Source organism: Streptomyces sp. NPDC001868 (assembly GCF_040297125.1).
Classification (GTDB): Bacteria; Actinomycetota; Actinomycetes; order Streptomycetales; family Streptomycetaceae; genus Streptomyces.
On record NZ_JBEOYO010000028.1, the window covers coordinates 81,637 to 105,030 of the forward strand.

Sequence of the window (23,394 nt, forward strand, 5' to 3'; positions counted from 1 at the left end):
CCTGTGCGACGCGAGGGAAAACAGAGGGGGTGCCGGGGCGGAACGCGCCCCGGCGACGGCATAGCATCGACCGCAGACCCTTCCGCCCGGCCACCGGGCGCGGAAGACGCTTCGAACGAGGGGACATCGTGGAGACGAGCGGCGGGAGCGGGCAGCCGCGGTCCGACAGCGGCGAGGCGCCCGAGCGCGCACACCGCGACACGACCGAGCCACCGGCGGAGCACGGCGCCCCCACCCCGGCCCCCACCCACCCCACCCCCGACGAGGCCGCCCCCACCCCCGAGACCCCCCGAGCGGCAGCCCCCCGCGACACGGCCGACGCCTCCGCAGCCCCGGGCACGCCCCGCCACTCCGGCGCCGCCGAGGGAGAGGGACCCGGCGAAGCACGGGACACCGCCGGGGGACACGGCACCGACGAGGAGCGGAGCGGCACCGGGCAGAACGCCACCGCCGGGCAGACCGCCGCCGAGAGGGAGACCGCCGCCGAGGGACAGCGCGCCCCCGAGCCCCCGAAGCCGTCGGACCCGTCGGAAACCCCCGCGCACCAGCCGTCCCCGGCCCCAGCGCACCAGCCGTCCCCGGCCCCCGGCGACCGACCGCGGCCCGCCCCGTCGAACGAACCGTGGGCGAACCCGATGAGCAAGGCCCCGGCGGACCCGGCGACCCCCACGACCGGGGCCGACCCGGACAAGGCGCCGGCGGACGACTCGGAGCGCACGGCGTCGTCCGCGCGCCCCCACGCCCACTCGGACACCGCGCCCAAACCACCCGGACGCCCCAAGGGGCCCGGTGGCGGCATCCTCATGGGCCGCCCCTTCGGCGTACCCGTGTACGTGGCGCCCAGCTGGTTCCTCGTCGCCGCCCTGATCACCTGGGTCTTCGGCGGCCAGCTCGACCGCGTCCTGCCCGAACTCGGCGCCCTCCGCTACCTCGTCGCCCTGTTCTTCGCGGTCGCCTTCTACGCCTCCGTCCTCGTCCACGAACTCGCCCACACCATCGCCGCCCTGCGCTACAAGCTGCCGGTACGCCGCATCCAGCTCCAGTTCTTCGGCGGCGTCTCCGAGATCGAGAAGGAATCCGAGACCCCCGGCCGCGAATTCGTCCTGGCCTTCGTCGGCCCCCTGCTCTCCCTGGTCCTCGCCGGCGTCTTCTACGTCGCCCTGCTGGCCGTCGAACCGGGCACCGTCCCCGGCGTCCTGCTCGCCGGCCTGATGATCTCCAACCTCATCGTCGCCGCGTTCAACCTCCTCCCCGGGCTGCCCCTCGACGGCGGCCGCATGCTCCGCGCCGTCGTCTGGAAGATCACCGGCAAGCCGATGACCGGCACCGTCGCCGCCGCCTGGGTCGGCCGCGCCCTCGCCGTCTCCGTCCTCATCGGACTCCCGCTGCTCACCCAGTCCGGACTGCTCGGCTCCGCCGCCGAGGACAGCGTCGGCATGGACACCGTCCTGGACGCCCTGCTGGCCGCGATCCTCGCCGCCATCATCTGGACCGGCGCAGGCAACAGCCTCCGCATGGCCCGCCTGCGCGAACACCTGCCCGAACTCCAGGCCCGCGCCCTCACCCGCCGCGCCGTCCCCGTCGAGACCGACACCCCCCTCTCCGAAGCCCTGCGCCGCGCCAACGAAGCCGGCGCCCGCGCCCTCGTCGTCGTCGGCCCCGACGGCGAACCCGTCTCCCTCGTCCGCGAGGCGGCCATCGTCGGCGTACCCGAACACCGCCGCCCCTGGGTCGCCGTCAGCGGCCTCGCCCAGGACCTCACCGACGGCATGCGCGTCTCCGCGGAACTCGCCGGCGAAGAACTCCTCGACGCCCTGCGCGCCGCCCCCGCCACCGAATACCTCGTGGTGGAGGACTCTGGCGAGATCTACGGCGTCCTCTCGGCGGCCGACGTGGAACGCGCGTTCGTGAAGGCGATGGCCCGGCCCAGCTGAGACGCGCCCCGAAGGGGGCGCGGGGAATCGCGCGACCAGCCACGACGGACCCGAAGTGCCCCGCGCACCTGAGCGCATCCCCACCGTGGTCCTCGGCCCTCCCAATCGCCGGTAGGCTGGGTCACATGTCCGAACCGACCGGTGCCGCCCGCCGACGCGGGCCCTTCAAGGTCGGGGACCAGGTTCAGCTGACCGACCCCAAGGGCCGCCACTACACGTTCACGCTCGAAGCGGGGAAGAACTTCCACACCCACAAGGGTTCCTTCCCGCACGACGAGCTGATCGGCGCTCCCGAGGGCAGCGTTGTCCGCACCACGGGGAACGTCGCCTACCTGGCGCTGCGCCCCCTGCTCCCCGACTACGTCCTGTCCATGCCCCGCGGCGCCGCCGTGGTCTACCCCAAGGACGCGGGGCAGATCCTCGCCTTCGCCGACATCTTCCCCGGCGCCCGCGTCGTCGAGGCCGGCGTCGGCTCCGGCTCGCTCAGCAGCTTCCTGCTGCGCGCCATCGGCGACCAGGGCATGCTGCACTCCTACGAGCGCCGCGAGGACTTCGCCGAGATCGCCCAGGCCAACGTGGAGCGCTACTTCGGCGGCCCCCACCCCGCCTGGCAGCTCACCGTCGGCGACCTCCAGGACCACCTCAGCGACACCGAGGTCGACCGCGTCATCCTCGACATGCTCGCCCCCTGGGAATGCCTGGAGGCCGTCTCCAAGGCCCTCGTCCCCGGCGGCATCGTCTGCTGCTACGTCGCGACCACCACCCAGCTCGCCCGGACCGTGGAGTCCATCCGCGAGATCGGCTGCTTCAACGAGCCGAGCGCCTGGGAGTCGATGATCCGCAACTGGCACATCGAGGGCCTCGCCGTCCGCCCCGACCACCGCATGATCGGCCACACCGGGTTCCTGCTCACCGCCCGCCGCCTCGCCGACGGCGTCGAGCCCCCCATGCGCCGCCGCCGCCCCGCCAAGGGCGCCTACGGCGAGGACTACTCCGGCCCCAACGCCGACGGCGGCACCGGCCGCTGACCGGGCCACCGCCCACCCCTCACCACGGGCGGCCCGCCCACCGCGTACAACGCGCCCTTGACGTGGCCGAGTTCCCCGCAGCGCCCGGGAACTCGGCCACGGCGCTCTCCCGTTGACGCGCCGCCAGAAAGCTGCGGGAACCACGTACCCCGCCGTTCCACCCCCGCTGTGACGTGTGGCACCATGCGGGACATCCCAACCGGCACAGCACCCTCAGGAGACGCTCCTAGTGCAGCAATCCGCCGTCCCGGAACTGGCACACACCCACACCCGCCCCATCCACTGGCTCGCCACGGCCACCGCCCTCGCCGGCGTCGTCGCCCTGTCGTCCGCCCTCCAGCCCGACGCGGCGAGAGCGGCCCAGCCCGTCCCCAAGGCGGCCCCGGCCCCCGCGATCGTGGCGGCCCCCGACCCCGCCGAGGTCGACCTCCCGCTCGACTGCGGACCCGTCGGCGTCGTCGTGAAGAAGAAGGGCTCCGAGGACCTCGACGGGGACGGCCGCCCCGAGACCGTGGCCGTCGCGCACTGCGACGCCAGCATGGGCACCCCGCCCGACGGCGTGTACGTCCTCACCCGCTCCACCGACGCCGCGCGGCCCCGCGTGGTCGCCACCCTGGTGAACCCCGAGGACCGCAAGACCGTCACGGACTTCGCCGTCCGTGACGCAGCCGTCACCGCGACCCTGCACGGCTACTCGTCGGCCGACGTGCCCAACTGCTGCCCGGACGTCACGGACCCCGTCAAGTGGCAGTGGAAGAACGGGGCGTTCGTACGCTCGACACCCGCCGGGGAACAAAGCGTCTGATCACCGCCCGCCCCCGGGCGAACGGGAAGTGATCACCCGGCAAACCCGGTGTGAGAAAGCAGACACAGGGCGACGCGGAGTGCCCGCAGGATCACTCCGCGTCAGGCCCGTAGACCTCCACGCTGTCCGAAACGCGACGTACATGGATGCAGTCACCCGGACACTCCTTCGCGGAGTCCACCACATCCATGAGAAGCGGCAGCGGCACGGGCGTTGTGGCCCCCGGGGCCTGCAGCAACTCGTCGTCCGGGCTCTTCACATAGGCCAGCCCGTCGATGTCCAGCTCGAACACCTCGGGCGCGTACTGGACACAGATGCCGTCACCGGTGCACAGATCCTGGTCGATCCAGACCTCGAGCGCCTCGGCCCCGGTCCCGGCCTCCTGCTGCACGGTCATCTCTCCTGCCGTCCTGCCGATTCCATCGTCGAGCCGGTCGGGAACGATGCGGGCTCTGACGGGTGTTGAACACTTCGACCCTACCCGGGGCGGCTTCCCAATCATGTTCGGTGGGTATTCCCCTGGCGTGAGGGAGAGCGCAAGGGTGAAGATCGGACACACCCCGACCGTCTTTGTGATCTAGGGGTTTCAATCGACACCCACCCAGGTAGGGTCTGGAAGCGTCCAGCTCCCCTTGGAGGAGGTGAGGACCGTGGCAGCCCACGACGACGACATGAACCGCGGCATCCGCCCGGGACGAGGGTCCGACGACCCGGCCGGGCAGATTGCCTATCTTGAGCAGGAGATCGCCGTCCTGCGACGCAAGCTCGCCGACTCTCCGCGACACACGAGGATTCTCGAAGAGCGGATCGTCGAGTTGCAGACCAATCTGGCCGGCGTGTCCGCACAGAACGAGCGGCTCGCCAACACACTCCGTGAGGCCCGCGACCAGATCGTGGCCCTCAAGGAGGAAGTCGACCGGCTCGCACAGCCGCCGGCCGGCTTCGGTGTCTTCCTCACGGCGAACGAGGACGGCACGGCCGACATCTTCACCGGAGGCCGAAAGCTCCGCGTGAACGTCAGCCCCAGCGTCGACCTGGAAGAGCTCCGGCGCGGCCAGGAAGTGATGCTCAACGAGGCGCTCAACGTGGTCGAGGCCATGGAGTACGAGAGCGTCGGCGACATCGTCACCCTCAAGGAGATCCTCGAGGACGGCGAGCGCGCCCTCGTGCAGGGGCACACCGACGAGGAACGGGTGGTGCGGCTCGCCGAGCCCCTGCTGGACATCACCATCCGCCCCGGCGACGCCCTCCTGCTCGAACCCCGCTCCGGCTACGTCTACGAGGTCGTGCCCAAGAGCGAGGTCGAGGAACTGGTCCTCGAAGAGGTCCCCGACATCGGCTACGAGCAGATCGGTGGCCTCGGCAACCAGATCGAGATGATCCGCGACGCGGTCGAGCTCCCCTACCTCTACCCGGACCTGTTCAAGGAGCACGAACTGCGCCCGCCCAAGGGCGTCCTCCTCTACGGACCCCCCGGATGCGGCAAGACGCTCATCGCCAAGGCCGTGGCCAACTCACTGGCCAAAAAGGTCGCCGAAGTCACCGGCCAGGCCCAGGGCAAGAGCTTCTTCCTCAACATCAAGGGCCCCGAGCTCCTCAACAAGTACGTCGGCGAGACCGAGCGACAGATCCGCCTCGTCTTCCAGCGTGCGAGGGAGAAGGCCAGCGAGGGCACCCCCGTCATCGTCTTCTTCGACGAGATGGAATCCCTCTTCCGCACCCGCGGCTCCGGTGTCAGCTCGGACGTGGAGAACACCATCGTCCCGCAGCTGCTCGCCGAGATCGACGGCGTGGAAGGCCTGCAGAACGTCGTGGTCATCGGCGCCTCCAACCGCGAGGACATGATCGACCCCGCCATCCTGCGACCCGGCCGGCTCGACGTGAAGATCAAGATCGAGCGTCCGGACGCCGAAGCCGCCAAGGACATCTTCCAGAAGTACCTCACCGAGCGCCTTCCGCTCCACACGGACGACCTCGGCGAACACGGCGGCTCCAAGACCACCACCGTCCAGAGCATGATCCAGACGGCAGTGGAACACATGTACGCCGAAACCGAGGAAAACCGCTTCCTGGAAGTCACCTACGCCAACGGAGACAAGGAAGTCCTCTACTTCAAGGACTTCAACTCCGGCGCCATGATCGAGAACATCGTCGGCCGCGCCAAGAAAATGGCCATCAAGGACTTCCTCGACAAGAACCAGAAGGGCCTGCGCGTCTCCCACCTCCTCCAGGCCTGCGTGGACGAGTTCAAGGAGAACGAGGACCTGCCCAACACCACCAACCCGGACGACTGGGCCCGAATCTCCGGAAAGAAGGGCGAGCGGATCGTCTACATCCGTACCCTGATCACCGGAAAGCAGGGCTCCGACACCGGACGCTCCATCGACACGGTGGCGAACACCGGACAGTACCTGTAAAACACAGGGCGGCTGCGGGTGCCCTCAGTGGGTACCCGCAGCCGACTGTTTTTCGGGTAAAGGCCGGAGCAAGGCAATGACGCAAATGATCTCCCCACCAGCGCAGAGCCGTTCTAGGCTCTTTCGTACCGCCGAGTCGCGCAGTGCGGGGACGGGCACCGCACACGCACCGGAGCGCCAGCGGTACTTGAGCAGCGTCCCCGACCGAGGACGCCGCCGGGCAAGGAGGGCCGCATGACCGTACGGCGAGTAATGGGCATCGAGACGGAGTACGGGATCTCCGTCCCCGGCCACCCCAATGCCAATGCCATGCTCACCTCGTCCCAGATCGTCAACGCCTACGCAGCGGCGATGCACCGGGCCCGCCGGGCCCGCTGGGACTTCGAGGAGGAGAACCCGCTGCGGGACGCGCGAGGCTTCGACCTCGCCCGCGAGGCCGCCGACTCCAGCCAGCTCACCGACGAGGACATCGGCCTCGCCAATGTCATCCTCACCAACGGCGCGCGGCTCTACGTCGACCACGCCCACCCCGAATACAGCGCCCCCGAGGTCACCAACCCGATGGACGCCGTCCTGTGGGACAAGGCCGGCGAACGCATCATGGCCGAGGCCGCCGAACGCGCCGCCCAGCTCCCCGGCGCCCAACCGATCCACCTCTACAAGAACAACACCGACAACAAGGGCGCCTCCTACGGCACGCACGAGAACTACCTGATGAAGCGCGAGACCGCCTTCTCGGACATCGTGCGCCACCTCACCCCGTTCTTCGTCTCCCGCCAGGTCTTCGCCGGCGCCGGCCGCGTCGGCATCGGCCAGGACGGCCACGAACACGGCTTCCAGCTCAGCCAGCGCGCCGACTACTTCGAGGTCGAGGTCGGCCTGGAGACCACCCTCAAGCGCCCCATCATCAACACCCGCGACGAACCCCACGCGGACGCGGAGAAGTACCGCCGCCTCCACGTGATCATCGGCGACGCGAACCTCTCGGAGATCTCCACCTACCTCAAGCTGGGGACGACCGCCCTGGTCCTCTCGATGATCGAGGACGGCTTCATCGCCGTCGACCTGGCCGTCGACCAGCCCGTACGCACCCTCCACCAGGTCTCGCACGACCCGACCCTGCAACGCCTCGTCACCCTCCGCAGCGGGCGCACCCTGACCGCCGTACAGCTCCAGATGGAGTACTACGAGCTGTCGCGCAAGTACGTGGAGGAGCGGTTCGGGGCCGACGCGGACGACCAGACCAAGGACGTCCTGAGCCGCTGGGAGGACACCCTCAACCGCCTGGAGAACGACCCCATGAGCCTCTCGGGCGAGCTGGACTGGGTCGCCAAGCGGGAACTCATGGAGGGCTACCGGCGCCGGGACGACCTCGACTGGGACGCCGCCCGGCTCCACCTCGTCGACCTCCAGTACGCCGACGTACGCGCCGAGAAGGGCCTCTACAACCGTCTCGCGGCCCGCGGCAAGATGAAGCGGCTCCTGACCGAGACGGACGTCGACCGGGCCCGTACGAAGCCGCCGGAGGACACCCGGGCGTACTTCCGCGGGCGCTGTCTGGAGCAGTACGCGGACGACGTCGCGGCGGCCTCGTGGGACTCGGTGATCTTCGATCTTCCGGGGCGGGATTCGCTCCAGCGGGTCCCAACCCTCGAACCGCTTCGCGGAACGCGAAATCACGTCAAGGAGCTCCTGGACCGCTGCCGCACGGCAGAAGACCTGGTCAGGGTCCTGTCCGGCGGCTGAACCGGGCTTTGATCCGGTTCCGCCGGGCAGGGTGGAAACAGCGGCGTCCGGGAATCATCGAGGTGGTCCCCGGACGTTGTGCAAACAACGGGGCCAATGTCAGACCCGGCTTGTAGGGTCTGATCATGACCGATCGGCAGGAATGCCGACCATGTCGGGCGAACTGAGCGGGGTGAGGGTTATGGCGACCAAGGACACCGGCGGCGGCCAGCAGAAGGCGACCCGTTCCACCGAGGAGGTCGAGGAAGCACCCGAGGCGCAGGCCTCGGAAGACCTTAAGGAACGACAGGAGAAGCTGAGCGACGACGTGGACTCGGTTCTCGATGAAATCGATGATGTGCTCGAAGAGAACGCAGAGGATTTCGTGAGGTCCTTCGTTCAGAAGGGTGGCGAGTGATTTCACCTTTGAATTCAAGGTGAAGCGGGGGATTGTTCGGTGGGTGAAGAGTCGGAATCGCGGCGCTGCTCGCGGTGCAAGCAGTATCTGTCGCGAACCGCTTTCGCCAGTAATAAGTCCATGCCCGACGGCCTCCAGGCGTACTGCCGAGAGTGCTCAGCCGAGTACTACCGGCAGCGCCAGGAGGCCAAGGGGAAAAGGGTCCGGCCCAAGGTGCCTGTCCCGCACGGACACAAACGATGCCCCCAATGCGAACAGATCAAGCCGCATTCCGAGTGGGAGCGCAACAGGTCCTCCTCGGACGGCTGGGCCAGCTACTGCCGAGGATGTCGTGCGGAGCGCAACCGGACCAGCTACTTCCAGCGCAAGTACGGCCTTGCTCCAGCTGAGTTGGACGCGATGCTCGCCGAGCAGCAGGGCATCTGTTGCATCTGTCTTGCCGCCCCCGCCGAACATGTGGATCACTGCCACAACACGGGTAGGGTCCGAGGCGTACTGTGCTTCAGCTGCAACGCGGCGCTGGGGCAGTTCAAGGATCGGCCCGACGTCATAAGGCGGGCTGCGACATATGTGGAAGGAAACGCGTGGAAGCCAACACTCGTAGCACCGGGCGTCTACCAGCTGCCTTCCTGACGCCTGGGTCGTCGTCCTTCATGGACTTCCTGTCGGACCACCAGCCGGAGCTGCTCCCCGGCAAGCGGCAGCTGCCGCCGACCCAGGGTGTCATCGAGGCCCCGCACGGCACGACGATCGTGGCCGTGACGTTCCCCGGTGGTGTGGTGCTCGCCGGTGACCGCCGGGCCACGATGGGGAACATGATCGCGCAGCGGGACATCGAGAAGGTGTTCCCGGCGGACGAGTACTCGGCGGTGGGCATCGCCGGCACGGCCGGTCTGGCCGTGGAGATGGTGAAGCTGTTCCAGCTGGAGCTGGAGCACTTCGAGAAGGTCGAAGGCGCGCAGCTCTCCCTGGAGGGCAAGGCGAACCGTCTGTCGACCATGATCCGTTCCAACCTGGGCATGGCCATGCAGGGTCTGGCCGTCGTCCCCCTCTTCGCCGGTTTCGACGTCGACCGCGACAAGGGCCGCATCTTCTCGTACGACGTGACGGGCGGCCGTTCCGAGGAGAGCGGTTACGCGGCCACCGGCTCCGGTTCGATCTTCGCGCGCGGGGCCATGAAGAAGCTGTTCCGTGCCGACCTCTCCGAGGACGAGGCCACGACTCTCGTCATCCAGGCCCTCTACGACGCGGCAGACGACGACTCGGCCACCGGTGGTCCCGATGTCGCCCGCCGGATCTACCCCATCGTCACCGTGATCACCGAAAGCGGCTTCCGTCGGCTCACCGACGACGAGTCCTCCGAGATCGCCCGCTCGATCCTGGAACGGCGTCTGGAGCAGCCCGACGGCCCGCGCGCCGCGCTGCTCTAGCCGGTCCGGTCGACGGCCCTCTTATCAAGGTGATCCAGTGACTTCGACAGAAAGGGACGGATAACCGGTGTCGACGCCGTTCTATGTCTCACCCCAGCAGGCCATGGCCGACCGGGCGGAGTACGCCCGCAAGGGCATCGCCCGTGGCCGCAGCCTGGTCGTGCTGCAGTATGCCGACGGCATCGTGTTCGTCGGCGAGAACCCGTCCCGCGCGCTGCACAAGTTCAGCGAGATCTATGACCGGATCGGCTTCGCGGCCGCCGGCAAGTACAACGAGTACGAGAACCTGCGGATCGGTGGTGTGCGCTACGCCGATCTCCGTGGGTACACCTACGACCGTGACGACGTGACCGCCCGTGGTCTCGCAAACGTCTACGCCCAGACGCTGGGCACGATCTTCTCCTCGGCGGCCGAGAAGCCGTACGAGGTGGAGCTGGTCGTGGCCGAGGTGGGGGAGACCCCCGAGGGCGACCAGATCTATCGGCTGCCGCACGACGGTTCGATCGTGGACGAGCACGGCTCGGTCGCGGTCGGTGGTAACGCCGAGCAGATCAGCAGCTATCTGGACCAGCGTCATCAGGACGGGATGTCTTTGGCGGAGGCGCTGAAGCTCGCCGTCCAGGCTCTGTCCCGTGACACCAACGGCACGCAGCGGGAGATCCCCGCCGAGCGTCTCGAAGTCGCCGTCCTCGACCGCACGCGCCCGCAGAAGCGCAAGTTCAAGCGGATCGTCGGCCGTCAGCTCGGTCGTCTGCTGGAGACCGACGGAGCCGCCACCGAGGCCGAGAGCGCCGACGAGGACGAGTAGCACCAGCACCCCGGAAACAGCCCGCCCGTAGTGCGCCCCGGCCGACACAGGCCGGGGCGCACGGCGTTGAGTGACAGCGCGCCCGGAAGGGGCGCGGGAAACTGCGCGGTCAGCCACCGACGACCCGCGGCCGGGCGCCCCTCCTCAGGACCTTGGTGGTGCCGTGGACCCCCGCACCACCAGCTCCACGGGAATGTCCCCCTCCGCCGGTGTACGCCCCTCCAGGACGGCCAGCAGCGCTTCCATCCCGCGCTCCCCGAACCGCTCCGCGTCCAGCCGTACGGTCGTCAGCTCGGGGTCGAGGGCCGTGGCGAGGGCCAGGTCGTCGAGCCCGGTGACGGAGATGTCCTCCGGTACGCGTAGGCCGAGCCGCCGTGCGGCCTTGTACGCGCCGGCGGCGAGTTTGTCGTCGTCGCACACCACGGCGGTGGGCCGCCCATGGCCGCCGGGCTCCGCCAGGGCCGCCACGGCGGCGGCCAGCGCCCCTTCGATGGAGATCGGTGCGGCGGCCGTGCGCAGGGTGGTGCCCGGTGTCGAGTCCAGCCGTGCGGCGAGTGCGCGGGCCCGGACGTCGAAGGTCCAGGAGGGGATGTCGGCGGCCAGGTGCAGGAAGTGCCGGTGTCCGAGCCCGAGCAGGTGGTCGGCGACCTGGCGTACTCCGTCGCGGATGTCGAGGTTGACGGTGGCGGCGCCGAGGCTGCCTTCGGGGTCGCTGTCCAGCATCACGAGGGGGAGCTGGTCGCCCCGGATCGCGGTGAGGGCGTCCGCTGCCATGGAGGAGGCGATCACGCCGTCGAGGGCGGCCTGGGCGGAGGCGAAGGGGTCGCGGGCGGGGCCGACGCCTTCGGGGGAGGGGTACAGGACGACGCCGAAGCCGTGGCGGGCGGCGACGCGGGCGGCGCCGGTGTAGACGCCGGCGAAGAACTCGGTGGTGAGGGCGGGGACGACCAGCAGGACGGTCCGGGTGCGGCCGAGGCGGAGGTTGCGGGCGGCGAGGTTGGGGCGGTAGCCGAGTTCGCGTGCGGCCTGGCGTACGCGTTCGGCGGTGGTCTCCGAGACGCGGCCGCGCCATTTGTCGCCGAGGACCAGGGAGACGGCGGCCTGGGAGACGCCGGCGGCCTGGGCGACGTCACGGCTCGTGGGGCGCGTACTACCTCGTGCCACCGTGGGCCTGCTCTTTCGTCTGGACTCGCGGACAGGGCACATGGTACGTATGACGGAGGACGTTATACGTAACACTTCGCTCGTCGAGAGCTCATCGAGAGGCAGGACATGGCCGCCGGATATCTCGAGATCCTCAGGACGCGGCACGCCGCGCGGCTGCTCGCCGGGACGCTGGTGGGCCGGCTGCCGAACGCCACCGCCGCGATCGCGATCGTGCTCTTCGTCCGCGCGGAGGGCGGCACCTACAGTCTGGCGGGCGCGCTGGCGGCCGTGTACGGGGTGGCCAACGCGGTCGGGCAGCCGCTGCTCGGGCGGCTCGTGGACCTCCGCGGACAGCCGCGCGTGCAGCTGCCGGCGGCCGTCGTCTCCGCCCTCGCCATGACCGTCTTCGCCCTCTCGGGGCTGGATCCGCTGCCGGTGGCGTATCTCGCGATGGCGGTCGCCGGTCTGTTCACGCCGCCGCTGGAGGGCGGGCTGCGGGCCCTGTGGTCCACGGTGCTCCGCAAGGAGGAGCAGGTGCACACGGCGTACGCGATGGACGCGGTGGCCCAGGAGGTCATGTTCACCGTCGGTCCGCTGGTGGTGACGCTGTGCGTGGCGCTGTGGTCGGCGTCGGTGGCGCTCGTCGTGCTCAGTGTCATCGGGGTGCTGGGTGCCCTGTGGGTGGTGGTCTCGCCGCCGTCGCGGGCCTGGCGTTCCGCGCCGCGCGAGGCGCACTGGCTGGGCGCGCTGCGCTCGCCCGGGTTGCTCGCGCTGCTCGGCGCGTTCCTGTTCGTCGGTGTCGCGCTCGGTTCGATCACGGTGGCGGCCGTGTCGTACGCGGACGACAACGGCGGGGACGCCGTGTACGGCTGGCTGATGGCGGGTGTCGGGCTGGGCGCGCTGGTGGGTGGTACGGCGTACGGTGCGCGGCGGTGGAGCGGGGCGCCGGAGCGTCGTCTGCGGGTGCTGGTGGCGCTGCTGGCGGTCTGTTATGTGCCGCTGACGCTGATGCCGGGTCCGGTGGGGATGACGGGGCTGACGACGCTCGCGGGTGTGTTCCTGGCGCCGGCCATCGCCTGTGTGTTCGTTCTGGTCGACAGGCACGCGCCGCGGGGCACGGTCACGGAGGCGTTCTCGTGGATCGTGACGACGTTCACGGTGGGCCAGTCGGCGGGAGCGGCGGTCGCGGGGCCGGTCGTCGAGTGGGGCGGGACGCTGTGGGGGTTCGTGGTGCCGGGTGCCGCGGGGGCCGTGTCGTTGCTGGTTCTGCTGGCCACGGGGAGGGTTCTCGCTGTTCCTTCTGAGGGTGCCGTGGTTGCGGTCTCATCGGAAAATGATCCAAACCGTGCTGCCGAACCCCGTTTCAGCTCGGTGGATCGGGCGTAATGTTCAGTCATGGACCGCCGCATTTTCGGGCTGGAGAACGAGTACGGCGTCACGTGCACGTTCAGGGGACAGCGCCGTCTGTCTCCTGACGAGGTGGCGCGGTACCTCTTCCGCCGTGTCGTGTCATGGGGCCGCAGCAGCAATGTGTTTCTGCGGAACGGGGCCCGCCTCTATCTCGACGTGGGCTCACATCCGGAATACGCGACACCCGAATGTGACAACGTGACGGAACTCGTCACTCACGACAAGGCCGGCGAGCGCATTCTCGAAGGACTGCTGGTCGACGCCGAACGCCGCCTGCACGAGGAGGGAATCGCGGGCGACGTCTACCTCTTCAAGAACAACACGGACTCGGCGGGCAACTCATACGGTTGCCATGAGAACTATCTGGTGGCCCGGCACGGGGAGTTCTCCCGGCTCGCGGACATCCTGATTCCGTTCCTCGTCACGCGGCAGTTGCTGTGTGGCGCGGGCAAGGTGCTGCAGACCCCGCGTGGTGCGGTGTACTGCGTGAGCCAGCGTGCCGAGCACATCTGGGAGGGCGTCAGTTCGGCGACCACCCGCTCCCGGCCGATCATCAACACCCGCGACGAGCCGCACGCGGACGCCGAGCGGTACCGCCGTCTCCACGTCATCGTGGGCGACTCGAACATGTCCGAGACGACCATGCTGCTGAAGGTCGGTGCCACCGACCTGGTGCTGCGCATGATCGAGGCGGGCACGGTCATGCGTGACCTCACTCTGGAGAACCCGATCCGGGCGATCCGCGAGGTCAGCCATGATCTGACCGGCCGTCGCAAGGTGCGGCTGGCCAGTGGCCGTGAGGCCTCCGCGCTGGAGGTGCAGCGCGAGTACTACGAGAAGGCCGTGGACTTCGTGGAGCGCCGCGGCATCCGTACGGGCACCGTCGAGCAGGTCCTGGAGCTGTGGGGCCGCACGCTGGACGCGATCGAGGCGGAGGACCTCGACCGGATCGGTACCGAAATCGACTGGGTGATGAAGTACAAGCTCATCGAGCGGTACCGGGCGAAGCACAACATGACCATGTCGCATCCGCGGGTCGCGCAGATAGACCTCGCGTATCACGACATCCACCGCCGTCGTGGCCTCTACTACCTGTTGGAGAGGAAAGGTCAAGCCACCCGCATCTGCAATGACTTGAAGATCTTCGAGGGGAAGTCGGTTCCGCCGCAGACCACTCGGGCGCGGCTGCGCGGTGACTTCATCCGGCGTGCGCAGGAACAGCGTCGGGATTTCACGGTCGACTGGGTGCATCTCAAGCTCAACGACCAGGCACAACGCACGGTGTTGTGCAAGGACCCGTTCCGCTCCGTCGACGACCGGGTGGAGAAGCTGATCGCGGGAATGTGAGCCGAAATGTTCCGGGAGGCTTTCCGGAACGCAACGCGGGGCGCCGTACGTTTGCCGTACGGCGCCCTTCTCACGTCGTAGAGTTGCGCGCACGCCATCCGACAAGATCGACCGATACGAGGCCTTCACCGTGCGCCGACGCTCACTCCTCATCGCTGTTCCCGCTGGACTGGTCACGCTCGCCGCCTGTGGTGACGGTGAGTCCGACTCGGCCAAGGCGAGCAGCAGCCCGTCCGCGTCGGCGAGCGGGGCGAAGCCGCCGAAGATCGTGGACGGTCCGCTGCCGGCGATCACGGGCGGGGTGAAGTTCGACGAGAAGCCGACCGTCGCCAAGGGCAGTGGGGATCCGTCGAAGGACCTGGCGGTGAAGACGGTCATCGCGGGCACCGGGCGGACGGTCGCCGAGGGTGACTACATCCAGGCGAACTACCTGGGGCAGATCTGGTCCACGGCGAAGGTCTTCGACAACTCCTACGACCGTAAGACGCCGCTGGTCATCCAGCTCACCCCGCAGGGCATCATCGACGGCTGGCGGTACGCGCTGGCCGGCAAGAAGGCCGGCAGCCGGGTGCAGATGGCGGTGCCGCCGACCTGGGGCTACGGCACCGAGGGCAACGCGCAGGCGGGGATCAAGGGCACCGACACGCTGGTCTTCGTCGTCGACATCCAGAACACGTTCAACGGCAAGAGCTCGGCCAAGGGCACGAAGGTCGCGCAGGACAACGTGGATCTGCCGAAGGTGGGCACCAACACCGACGGCAAGGCTCCCTCGATCGAGATCCCGAAGGTCGACCCGCCGGCCAAGCTCGTCGCGAACTACATCATCGAGGGTGACGGTCCCGAGGTCGGTGCCGACGACAGTCTGCTGGTGCAGTACAAGGGCGTGCTCTGGGACACCGGCAAGGAGTTCGACTCCTCGTACAGCCGGGAGGCGCTCAGTTCGTTCGGGTTGCAGCAGGTCGTCAAGGGCTGGTCGCAGGGCATGACCGGGAAGAAGGTGGGCAGTCGCCTTCTCATCGTCATCCCGCCGAAGCTCGGTTACGGGGACACGCCGCCCAGTGGCAGCGACATCAAGAAGGACTCCGTGATGGTGTTCACCGTGGACATCCTCGCGAAGATGTGAGACCCGGGGATGCGAGACTGTCCGGCGTTGTCCCGTACATATACAAGCAGGAGCCTGAAGACGTGAGCATTGAGAAGCCCGAGATCGACTTCCCCGAGGGTGAGCCGCCGGCGGAGCTGGCGATCAAGGACATCTGGGAGGGCGACGGCGAGGTGGCCCAGGCGGGTCAGACCGTCACCGTGCACTACGTGGGTGTGTCCTTCTCCACCGGTGAGGAGTTCGACGCCAGCTGGAACCGCGGGGCGCCGTTCCGTTTCCCGCTCGGTGGCGGTCGTGTCATCAAGGGCTGGGACCAGGGCGTGCAGGGCATGAAGGTCGGTGGCCGTCGCCAGCTGACCATCCCGGCGCACCTCGCCTACGGCAACCAGAGCCCGACTCCGGCGATCAAGCCCGGTGAGACGCTGATCTTCGTGGTGGACCTGCTCGGGGTCTGATCTGTCGGAATCCGCGTCGTGGCCGATCGCGCCGTGACCGGTGTCGACTGTCAGGGGTCCATGCCTGTTCGGGCATGGGCCCTCGGCTTTTGCCGCGACGCTTCGTAGCGGTACGGTCGTGCCGCGGAAACACCCATGAGGGAAGGGCGTCGATGGCCATTGCCAAGGCCGAGCGGTTGATGAACCTGGCGCTGTGTCTGCTGGGGACGCGCCGGCCGCTCAGCAAGCGCGAGCTGCGGGAGTCCATCGAGGCCTATCTCGAAGCCGGAAGTGACGACTCGTTCAACCGGATGTTCGAGCGCGACAAGGACGACCTGCGTGAACTCGGCCTGGTCATCGAGACGGTGGAGAACCTCGACGGCGAGGTCGGCTATCTGGCCCGCCGTGACAGCAACAGCCTCCCGCCCATCACCCTCGACGCCGAGGAGGCCGCCGCCCTCGGGCTCGCCGCGAAGGTCTGGCAGCAGGCCCGCTTCGCCGGTGCCGCGAGCGGCGCCCTGCAGAAGCTGCGCGCGGCCGGACTGCCGGAGGACGTCGACCCGTACGAGAGCCATGGCGCGCTGGAGCCACGCATTCCGGTGCACGAGGCCGCCTTCGAACCGCTGATGCTGGCCTGCCGCGACCGCCGCCCGGTGGTGTTCGAGTACCGCAAGGCCACCGCCGCCCGCCCCGAGCCCCGCCATGTCGAGCCGTGGGCCCTGGAGTGCTGGCGCGGTCACTGGTACCTGGCCGGCTTCGACCGCGACCGGGGCGCCGAGCGGGTCTTCCGGCTCTCCCGGATCACCGGCAAGGTCCGAAGCCGGGGCGGTGCGTTCACCGCCGAGGTGCCGGACGTCGTCACCGTACGGGAGACGGTCGCGAGCTGGGCGGGGGAGACCGCCGACCGCTCCGCGCTGATCCGGCTGCGCTCCGGTGCCGGCTACCCGCTGCGGGCGAAGGCCTCCGCCGTACGGGAACTCGGGGGCGGCTGGGACGAGTTGGAGATTCCGTACGGGCACGGTCTGGATGCCTGGCTGGTGGAGTTCGGGCCCGATGTGGTGGTCCTGGAGCCCGCCGAGCTGCGGGCCGATGTGGTGGACCGGCTGCGTGCCGTGGCCAAGGGTTGAGGGGACGTAAGAACGTGGTGGGAAAACCGGCGCGGCCGGGGAACGCCATCGACCAGACCCGGCGGATGCTCTCCCTGGTGACGTATCTGCGGGAGCGGCCCGGCGCCCGGATCGAGGACGTCGCCCGTGCCTTCGGGATCACCGAGGACGAGCTGGTCTCGGACCTCGATGTGCTGCCCATGTGCGGGACCAGCTTCCGCGGCGGTGATCTGCTGGACATCGACACCGACGGCGAGCGCATCTGGTGGCACAACCCGGCCGCCCTCGGCGCGGAGGCGGCCGAGCCGCTGCGGCTGGCCGCCGACGAGGCCACCGCCCTGCTGGTGGCCGCCCGTGCGGTGGCCACGCTGCCCGGGCTGCGCGAGAGCGACCGGCAGGCGCTGGTGCGGGCCACCGCCAAGGTCGAGGGCGCGGCCGGGGAGGCGGCGGGCGCCAGCTCGCGGCTGTCGGTCACCTTCGAGGCCGAGGGCGGGGTCTTCGCGGACGTCGACCGGGCGATCTCGGAGCGCCGGAGGCTGTGGATCCGCTACTACTCGCCCGCCCGTGACGAGGTCACCGAGCGCGAGATCGACCCGATCCGCCTGGTCAGCGTCGGGCACACCTATGTCGAGGCCTGGTGCCGCCGTTCCGAGGCCCGGCGGACGTTCCGGCTGGACCGGGTCGCCGAGATCAAGATCCTCGACGAGCCGTCCGCGCCGCCCGAGATCGAGCTGCGGGACCTGTCGGAGGCGCTGGTGCAGCCCGCCGCCGAGGACCCGGAGGTCGTCGTCGAGGTGGGGCCCGGTGGGCGCTGGGTCGCCGAGTACTACCCGCACGACAGCGCCGAGGAGCTGCCGGACGGCGGGCTGCGCATCAGCCTGCGCACGCCCGATCCCGCCTCGCTGCGGCGCCTGGCGCTGCGGCTCGGGCGCGACGGCCGGATCGTCTCCCCGCAGGATCTCGCCGACGCGGCCCGCCGGGCGGCCCGCGAGGCGCTGGCGGCCTATGACGAGGCGGGGACCTCAGGACCGTGACGACGGGACCGTGACGACGAGGTCGCGGGGACGGCGTACGACCGGAAAAGGAGATGCGAGGGCTGTGAGCGGCGGGTCGGTTGTGTCGGGTGTGAAGGCCGGCGTGAAGTCCGGTGTGCAGGAGATCCAGGAGATCCGGGAGATGACCGTGGCGGTCGCCTTCGCGGGTATGCAGAAGGCGGTCGACGTGGTGTTCAGGGCCGGCTGCCCCGACTGCCGGGCCAACTTCGAGCTGGGCGCGAGCGCGCTGCGCCTGGCCATCGGCGCCACCAGCAAGACCACCTTCTACTCCTTCACCTGCCCCGAGTGCGGCATGGCCGTCCGTAAACCGGCCGGGGAGCGGATCGTCGAGCTGCTCACCGGGGGCGGGGTGCGGACCCTGCGGCTGCATTCGGCGGGCTAGGGTCGGCGGTATGTTCTGGGCGATGGTCGCGGTGGCTGTGGGTTTTGTGGGGCTTGTCGTGCTCGGGGTGCTGGCCGTGCGGGTCTTTCTGGAGGCCCAGCGGCTGGGTACGCAGGTCACGGAGTCGGCGCGGAGGATCGGCCGGGCGGCGGAGGACCTGGAGCGGGCGACGGCGAGCGCGGCCCGCTCTGTGGACGCTCTGTGAGTTGCCGTCGAGGCCCCTGTGACTTGGCCGGTGAGTGCGTTTTGCGCCACTTCGACCTGTCACCTTCTCACCTTCGGCAGGTACGCTGCCTGTCGCGGCACGGAGAGCGAGGCCCGGGTCGCGAATCGGGAGTACGCACGGGGATTGCCCGACGTTTACCCCTGAGCGTTACGATCGCTGCCAGCACGATCGTTCGGACATGTGTCCGACCGGTCGGACAGCCCCCACCCGCCGCCTCGGTGAAGAAGGTAGACAGCTATGGGTAACCTCGGCCCCACCGAGATCATTCTGATCCTTGTCGTCATCATCCTGCTGTTCGGTGCGAAGAAGCTGCCCGACATGGCGCGCTCGCTGGGCAAGTCCGCCCGCATCCTCAAGAGCGAGGCCAAGGCCATGAAGTCCGACGGCCAGGACGACACCACCGCGGCGGCCGCGCCTCCGCACGCCAACAGCGAGACCCCGGCGCAGCGCACCATCCAGGCCGCTCCCGGCGACGTGACCACCGCCCGGCCGGTCGCCGAGCCGACGGACACGACCAAGCGCTGACGCAAGGCCGGACAGGATTTCCGGCCTGCCGCACGAGATGAGGACGTGGGTTGCTCAAGTCTGCCCGCAAGACGGAGAAGGACAAGGATCCCGAGGGGCGCATGCCCCTCGCGGAGCACCTGCGCGAGCTGCGAAACCGCCTTGTCAAGAGCCTGCTGGCCATCGTCGTCACGACGGTCGTCGCGGCGATGTTCTACAAGGACATCATCCAGTTCTTCACGGATCCCATCCTCCAGGCGGTGGGGTGCGATTACAGCTTCGCCGAACTGGCGAAGGACAGCAGCCAGACCAGTTGCGCGCGCATCGTGCAGAACGGTCTGCTGAGCCCGTTCACACTCGCCCTCACGGTCGCGCTGTCGTCGGGCGTGGTGCTCGCCGCCCCGGTCTGGCTCTACCAGCTCTGGGCGTTCGTCGCGCCGGGCCTGCACCGGAACGAGAAGAAGTACGGCCTCGGGTTCGTGGCGGCGGGCTTCCCGCTGTTCCTCATGGGCTCCTACTTCGCCTACTGGTCGCTGCCCAAGATGGCGTCCGTCATGCTGCAGTTCTCGATCATCGGAAGCGACAACCAGCTTCCCCTCGATGATCTGCTGAACCTGATCATGCGGATGATCGTCGTCTTCGGCCTCTCCTTCGAGCTGCCCCTGCTCCTGGTGATGCTGAACTTCGGCGGGGTCCTCTCCGGCAAGAAGATGGCCGGCTGGTGGCGGGGCATGATCCTCGGCATCACGCTCTTCGCGGCGATCGCCACCCCCAGCACCGACCCCATCTCGATGATGGCGCTGGCCGGTCCCATCTGGGTCCTGTACTTCTGCGCGTGTGCCGTCGCGCTGACCAACGACAGGCGCCGGAACCGACGCGACGCTCTGAAGCCCGCCGACGACGAGGCCTCCGAGCTGGACCTCACCCCCGAGGACATCGGCGAGATCGAGACCGTCTCGGCGAGCAGGGCGCTCCCCGCGCAGACGGAGCCCGAGCGGGAACGGATCAACGGATACGACGACGTCACCTGAGCACCGGCCGACGCGCCGGGTGCGGCGACGACGCCCGTGGGCCCCACCGAACGTTCTCGGTGGGGCCCACCGCCGTTGTCGGACCTTCTTCGCGGTCGGACTTCTTTTCGGACGGAAGGCGGTCCGGATCTCGACGGTGGCACGATCCGGATAATGATCGTCCTGTTGTCAGTGGGGCCCGGTACGCTCGAAAGCACGATGACAGAGGACCTCTCACCGGCCGAGCGGTACGCGGCAGCCCGCAAGCGTGCTGTCGAGCAGGCCACCGCGCTCGCCGACTTCCGCGCGATGTACGACTTCGGCCTCGACCCCTTCCAGATCGAGGCCTGCCAGGCGCTGGAGACGGGCAAGGGCGTCCTGGTGGCCGCCCCCACCGGCTCGGGCAAGACGATCGTCGGCGAGTTCGCCGTCCATCTCGCCCTGCAACAGGGCAAGAAGTGTTTCTACACGACACCCATCAAGGCCCTGTCGAACCAGAAGTACGCCGACCTGTGCCGTCGCTACGGCGCCGACAAGGTCGGCCTGCTCACCGGCGACAACAGCGTCAACTCCGACGCCCCGGTGGTCGTGATGACCACCGAGGTGCTGCGGAACATGCTGTACGCGGGCTCGCAGACACTGCTGGGTCTCGGCTATGTGGTCATGGACGAGGTGCACTACCTCTCCGACCGCTTCCGGGGCGCCGTCTGGGAAGAGGTGATCATCCACCTTCCCGAGTCGGTCACCCTCGTCTCCCTGTCGGCCACCGTGTCGAACGCGGAGGAGTTCGGCGACTGGCTGGACACCGTGCGCGGCGACACCCAGGTGATCGTCTCCGAACACCGGCCCGTGCCGCTGTTCCAGCACGTGCTCGCCGGACGGCGGATGTACGACCTCTTCGAGGAGGGCGAGGGCAGCAAGAAGGCCGTCAACCCCGATCTGACGAGGATGGCGCGGATGGAGGCGAGCCGGCCCTCCTACCAGGACCGCCGGCGGGGCCGTGCCATGCGCGAGGCCGACCGTGAGCGAGAGCGCAGACAGCGCTCCCGGATCTGGATCCCGAGCCGCCCCGAAGTCATCGAACGGCTCGACTCCGAAGGCCTGTTGCCCGCCATCACCTTCATCTTCAGCCGCGCCGCCTGCGAGGCCGCCGTCCAGCAGTGCCTGTACGCCGGGCTCCGGCTGAACGACGACGAGTCCCGGCACAAGGTGCGCGCCCTCGTCGAGGAGCGCACCGCCTCCATCCCGAACGAGGATCTCCATGTCCTCGGCTACTACGAGTGGTTGGAGGGCCTGGAGCGCGGCATCGCGGCCCACCACGCGGGCATGCTGCCGACGTTCAAGGAGGTCGTCGAGGAACTCTTCGTACGCGGCCTGGTGAAGGCGGTGTTCGCCACCGAGACCCTCGCGCTCGGCATCAACATGCCCGCCCGCTCGGTGGTGTTGGAGAAGCTCGTCAAGTGGAACGGCGAGCAGCACGCCGACATCACACCGGGCGAGTACACGCAGTTGACGGGGCGTGCCGGACGGCGCGGCATCGACGTCGAGGGCCACGCCGTGGTGCTCTGGCAGCGCGGGCTGAACCCCGACCACCTCGCCGGACTCGCGGGCACCCGTACGTATCCGCTGCGCTCCAGCTTCAAGCCGTCGTACAACATGGCGGTCAACCTGGTCGAGCAGTTCGGGCGGCACCGGTCGCGCGAGCTGCTGGAGACCTCCTTCGCGCAGTTCCAGGCCGACAAGTCGGTCGTCGGGATCTCCCGGCAGGTGCAGCGCAACGAGGAGGGCCTGGAGGGCTACCAGGAGTCCATGACCTGCCACCTCGGGGACTTCGAGGAGTACGCGCGCCTGCGGCGGGAGTTGAAGGACCGCGAGACCGAACTGGCCAAGCAGGGGGCCGCCCAGCGGCGCGCCGAGGCCGCCGTCGCGCTGGAGAAGCTCAAGCCGGGCGACGTCATCCATGTCCCCACCGGCAAGTACGCCGGGCTCGCGCTGGTGCTGGACCCCGGGCTGCCCGCCGGGCGGTCCAACGGCCACCGCGGGTTCGAGCATCACGACGGGCCGCGTCCGCTGGTGCTGACCGCCGAGCGGCAGGTCAAGCGGCTGGCGTCGATGGACTTCCCGGTGCCGGTGGAGGCCCTGGAGCGGATGCGGATCCCGAAGTCCTTCAATCCGCGCTCGCCGCAGTCACGGCGGGATCTGGCGTCCGCGCTGCGCACCAAGGCCGGGCATCTCGTGCCCGACCGGCACCGCAAGCGGCGGGCCGCGGCGGCCGACGACCGTGAGATCGCCCGGCTGCGCGCCGATCTGCGGGCGCATCCGTGCCATGGGTGCGACGACCGTGAGGACCACGCGCGGTGGGCCGAGCGCTACTACCGGCTCAAGCGGGACACCGCGCAGCTGGAGCGGCGGATCGAGGGCCGTACGAACACGATCGCGCGGACCTTCGACCGGATCGTCGCCCTGCTGACCGAGCTGGACTATCTGCGCGGTGACGAGGTCACCGAGCACGGGAAGCGGCTCGCGCGGCTCTACGGCGAGCTGGATCTGCTCGCCAGTGAGTGTCTGCGGGCGGGGGTGTGGGAGGGGCTGGGGCCGGCGGAGCTCGCGGCTTGTGTCTCCGCGCTCGTGTACGAGGCCCGTGTCGGGGACGACGCGATGGCGCCGAAGCTGCCGTCCGGGAACGCGAAGGCCGCGCTGGGGGAGATGGTGCGGATCTGGGGGCGGCTGGACGCGCTGGAGGAGGAGTTCCGGATCACCCAGAGCGAAGGGGTGGGGCAGCGGGAGCCCGATCTCGGCTTCGCCTGGTCCGCGTACATGTGGGCCTCGGGGTCGGGGCTGGACGAGGTGTTGCGGGAGGCGGAGATGCCTGCCGGGGACTTTGTGCGGTGGTGCAAGCAGGTGATCGATGTGCTGGGGCAGATCTCGGCCGCCGCGCCGCCCGGGTCGACCGTGGGGAAGAGTGCGCGTAAGGCGGTCGAGGGGTTGTTGAGGGGGGTTGTGGCTTACTCCTCGGTGGGGTGAGTGGTGGGGCGCCCGCTGTGGGGGGTGGGGTGGGTTGTGTGGCGGGTGCGGGTGAGTTGTGGCTGGTCGCGCTGTCCCCCGCG

The 23,394-nt window shown here is 69.2% G+C and carries 22 protein-coding genes; 20 read left to right on the plus strand and 2 right to left on the minus strand.

All coding sequences use genetic code 11. The features are described from left to right. Positions 1–128 precede the first annotated feature (128 nt). From ABT147_RS28585 to ABT147_RS28595, 3 genes are all read left to right on the plus strand, one after another. Positions 129–1,934, plus strand: a complete 1,806-nt coding sequence (locus ABT147_RS28585) for a site-2 protease family protein (protein ID WP_351411249.1) — start codon at positions 129–131, stop codon at positions 1,932–1,934. A gap of 125 nt (positions 1,935–2,059) precedes the next feature. Further along, positions 2,060–2,962 carry a tRNA (adenine-N1)-methyltransferase gene (locus tag ABT147_RS28590; RefSeq protein ID WP_351411251.1) on the plus strand — a complete coding sequence of 301 codons (903 nt, stop codon included), beginning with the start codon at positions 2,060–2,062 and terminating at the stop codon, positions 2,960–2,962. A 229-nt stretch (positions 2,963–3,191) separates the two neighbouring features. Then, the gene (locus tag ABT147_RS28595) at positions 3,192–3,767 is read left to right on the plus strand and encodes a hypothetical protein (RefSeq protein ID WP_351411253.1); all 576 of its coding nucleotides are present in this window, start codon (positions 3,192–3,194) and stop codon (positions 3,765–3,767) included. 91 nt (positions 3,768–3,858) lie between these two features. Here ABT147_RS28595 and ABT147_RS28600 read toward each other — a convergent pair whose 3' ends face one another. Beyond that, complete coding sequence (locus tag ABT147_RS28600) at positions 3,859–4,164, minus strand: ferredoxin (RefSeq protein WP_351411255.1); 306 nt, start codon at positions 4,162–4,164, stop codon at positions 3,859–3,861. Positions 4,165–4,417: 253 nt separating this feature from the next. On the opposite strand from ABT147_RS28600, the gene arc reads away from it, so the two are divergent. The 6 genes from arc to prcA all read left to right on the plus strand — a co-directional run bounded on the left by arc (position 4,418) and on the right by prcA (position 10,565). Then, positions 4,418–6,184, plus strand: a complete 1,767-nt coding sequence (arc, locus tag ABT147_RS28605; RefSeq protein ID WP_351411257.1) for a proteasome ATPase — start codon at positions 4,418–4,420, stop codon at positions 6,182–6,184. Positions 6,185–6,418: 234 nt separating this feature from the next. Beyond that, the gene (dop, locus tag ABT147_RS28610) at positions 6,419–7,930 is read left to right on the plus strand and encodes a depupylase/deamidase Dop (protein WP_351411259.1); all 1,512 of its coding nucleotides are present in this window, start codon (positions 6,419–6,421) and stop codon (positions 7,928–7,930) included. 181 nt (positions 7,931–8,111) lie between these two features. Next, positions 8,112–8,327, plus strand: a complete 216-nt coding sequence (locus ABT147_RS28615) for a ubiquitin-like protein Pup (protein WP_123544333.1) — start codon at positions 8,112–8,114, stop codon at positions 8,325–8,327. A 120-nt stretch (positions 8,328–8,447) separates the two neighbouring features. Further along, on the plus strand, positions 8,448–8,960 hold the full coding sequence (locus ABT147_RS28620; RefSeq protein WP_351411261.1) for an endonuclease VII domain-containing protein: 513 nt from the start codon (positions 8,448–8,450) through the stop codon (positions 8,958–8,960). After that, complete coding sequence (gene prcB, locus ABT147_RS28625) at positions 8,912–9,757, plus strand: proteasome subunit beta (protein WP_351411263.1); 846 nt, start codon at positions 8,912–8,914, stop codon at positions 9,755–9,757. Before ABT147_RS28620 ends, prcB begins: the two co-directional genes overlap by 49 nt. A gap of 67 nt (positions 9,758–9,824) precedes the next feature. Continuing rightward, positions 9,825–10,565 carry a proteasome subunit alpha gene (gene prcA / locus ABT147_RS28630; protein ID WP_351411266.1) on the plus strand — a complete coding sequence of 247 codons (741 nt, stop codon included), beginning with the start codon at positions 9,825–9,827 and terminating at the stop codon, positions 10,563–10,565. A 144-nt stretch (positions 10,566–10,709) separates the two neighbouring features. On the opposite strand, the gene ABT147_RS28635 is transcribed toward prcA, so the two are convergent. Continuing rightward, entirely contained in the window at positions 10,710–11,729 is a 1,020-nt protein-coding gene (locus ABT147_RS28635) for a LacI family DNA-binding transcriptional regulator (protein WP_351411268.1), read from the minus strand. 108 nt (positions 11,730–11,837) lie between these two features. Here ABT147_RS28635 and ABT147_RS28640 point away from each other — a divergent pair, with 108 nt between their 5' ends. The 11 genes from ABT147_RS28640 to ABT147_RS28690 all read left to right on the plus strand — a co-directional run bounded on the left by ABT147_RS28640 (position 11,838) and on the right by ABT147_RS28690 (position 23,311). Beyond that, positions 11,838–13,097: an MFS transporter gene (locus ABT147_RS28640; RefSeq protein ID WP_351411270.1), complete on the plus strand. Its 1,260-nt coding sequence runs from the start codon at positions 11,838–11,840 to the stop codon at positions 13,095–13,097. A 9-nt stretch (positions 13,098–13,106) separates the two neighbouring features. Then, the gene (pafA, locus tag ABT147_RS28645; protein WP_037701799.1) at positions 13,107–14,468 is read left to right on the plus strand and encodes a Pup--protein ligase; all 1,362 of its coding nucleotides are present in this window, start codon (positions 13,107–13,109) and stop codon (positions 14,466–14,468) included. A gap of 130 nt (positions 14,469–14,598) precedes the next feature. After that, positions 14,599–15,591: an FKBP-type peptidyl-prolyl cis-trans isomerase gene (locus tag ABT147_RS28650; RefSeq protein ID WP_351411272.1), complete on the plus strand. Its 993-nt coding sequence runs from the start codon at positions 14,599–14,601 to the stop codon at positions 15,589–15,591. A 62-nt stretch (positions 15,592–15,653) separates the two neighbouring features. Further along, complete coding sequence (locus tag ABT147_RS28655) at positions 15,654–16,025, plus strand: FKBP-type peptidyl-prolyl cis-trans isomerase (RefSeq protein ID WP_351411274.1); 372 nt, start codon at positions 15,654–15,656, stop codon at positions 16,023–16,025. Positions 16,026–16,177: 152 nt separating this feature from the next. Then, positions 16,178–17,131: a helix-turn-helix transcriptional regulator gene (locus ABT147_RS28660; protein WP_351411276.1), complete on the plus strand. Its 954-nt coding sequence runs from the start codon at positions 16,178–16,180 to the stop codon at positions 17,129–17,131. A 14-nt stretch (positions 17,132–17,145) separates the two neighbouring features. Beyond that, the gene (locus tag ABT147_RS28665; protein WP_351411278.1) at positions 17,146–18,144 is read left to right on the plus strand and encodes a helix-turn-helix transcriptional regulator; all 999 of its coding nucleotides are present in this window, start codon (positions 17,146–17,148) and stop codon (positions 18,142–18,144) included. A 142-nt stretch (positions 18,145–18,286) separates the two neighbouring features. Next, positions 18,287–18,547 (plus strand): hypothetical protein, encoded by a 261-nt coding sequence (locus ABT147_RS28670; protein ID WP_351411327.1) that lies wholly within the window; start codon positions 18,287–18,289, stop codon positions 18,545–18,547. Between the two features lie 10 nt (positions 18,548–18,557). Further along, positions 18,558–18,752: a hypothetical protein gene (locus ABT147_RS28675; protein ID WP_351411280.1), complete on the plus strand. Its 195-nt coding sequence runs from the start codon at positions 18,558–18,560 to the stop codon at positions 18,750–18,752. Positions 18,753–19,010: 258 nt separating this feature from the next. Further along, a complete protein-coding gene (gene tatA / locus ABT147_RS28680) occupies positions 19,011–19,298 on the plus strand; it encodes a Sec-independent protein translocase subunit TatA (RefSeq protein WP_351411283.1) in 288 nt (95 codons plus the stop codon). A 50-nt stretch (positions 19,299–19,348) separates the two neighbouring features. Continuing rightward, positions 19,349–20,308, plus strand: a complete 960-nt coding sequence (tatC, locus tag ABT147_RS28685; RefSeq protein WP_351411285.1) for a twin-arginine translocase subunit TatC — start codon at positions 19,349–19,351, stop codon at positions 20,306–20,308. A 153-nt stretch (positions 20,309–20,461) separates the two neighbouring features. Continuing rightward, positions 20,462–23,311 carry a DEAD/DEAH box helicase gene (locus tag ABT147_RS28690; protein WP_351411287.1) on the plus strand — a complete coding sequence of 950 codons (2,850 nt, stop codon included), beginning with the start codon at positions 20,462–20,464 and terminating at the stop codon, positions 23,309–23,311. Positions 23,312–23,394: the final 83 nt, after the last annotated feature.

Coding starts and splice junctions, on each gene's coding strand:
- ABT147_RS28590 (WP_351411251.1), top strand. CDS start 2,060: ATGTCCGAACCGACCGGTGCCGCCCGCCGACGCGGGCCCTTCAAGGTC.
- ABT147_RS28600 (WP_351411255.1), bottom strand. CDS start 4,164: ATGACCGTGCAGCAGGAGGCCGGGACCGGGGCCGAGGCGCTCGAGGTC.
- dop (WP_351411259.1), top strand. CDS start 6,419: ATGACCGTACGGCGAGTAATGGGCATCGAGACGGAGTACGGGATCTCC.
- ABT147_RS28615 (WP_123544333.1), top strand. CDS start 8,112: ATGGCGACCAAGGACACCGGCGGCGGCCAGCAGAAGGCGACCCGTTCC.
- ABT147_RS28620 (WP_351411261.1), top strand. CDS start 8,448: ATGCCCGACGGCCTCCAGGCGTACTGCCGAGAGTGCTCAGCCGAGTAC.
- ABT147_RS28640 (WP_351411270.1), top strand. CDS start 11,838: ATGGCCGCCGGATATCTCGAGATCCTCAGGACGCGGCACGCCGCGCGG.
- pafA (WP_037701799.1), top strand. CDS start 13,107: ATGGACCGCCGCATTTTCGGGCTGGAGAACGAGTACGGCGTCACGTGC.
- ABT147_RS28660 (WP_351411276.1), top strand. CDS start 16,178: ATGGCCATTGCCAAGGCCGAGCGGTTGATGAACCTGGCGCTGTGTCTG.
- ABT147_RS28670 (WP_351411327.1), top strand. CDS start 18,287: ATGACCGTGGCGGTCGCCTTCGCGGGTATGCAGAAGGCGGTCGACGTG.
- ABT147_RS28675 (WP_351411280.1), top strand. CDS start 18,558: ATGTTCTGGGCGATGGTCGCGGTGGCTGTGGGTTTTGTGGGGCTTGTC.
- tatA (WP_351411283.1), top strand. CDS start 19,011: ATGGGTAACCTCGGCCCCACCGAGATCATTCTGATCCTTGTCGTCATC.
- ABT147_RS28690 (WP_351411287.1), top strand. CDS start 20,462: ATGATCGTCCTGTTGTCAGTGGGGCCCGGTACGCTCGAAAGCACGATG.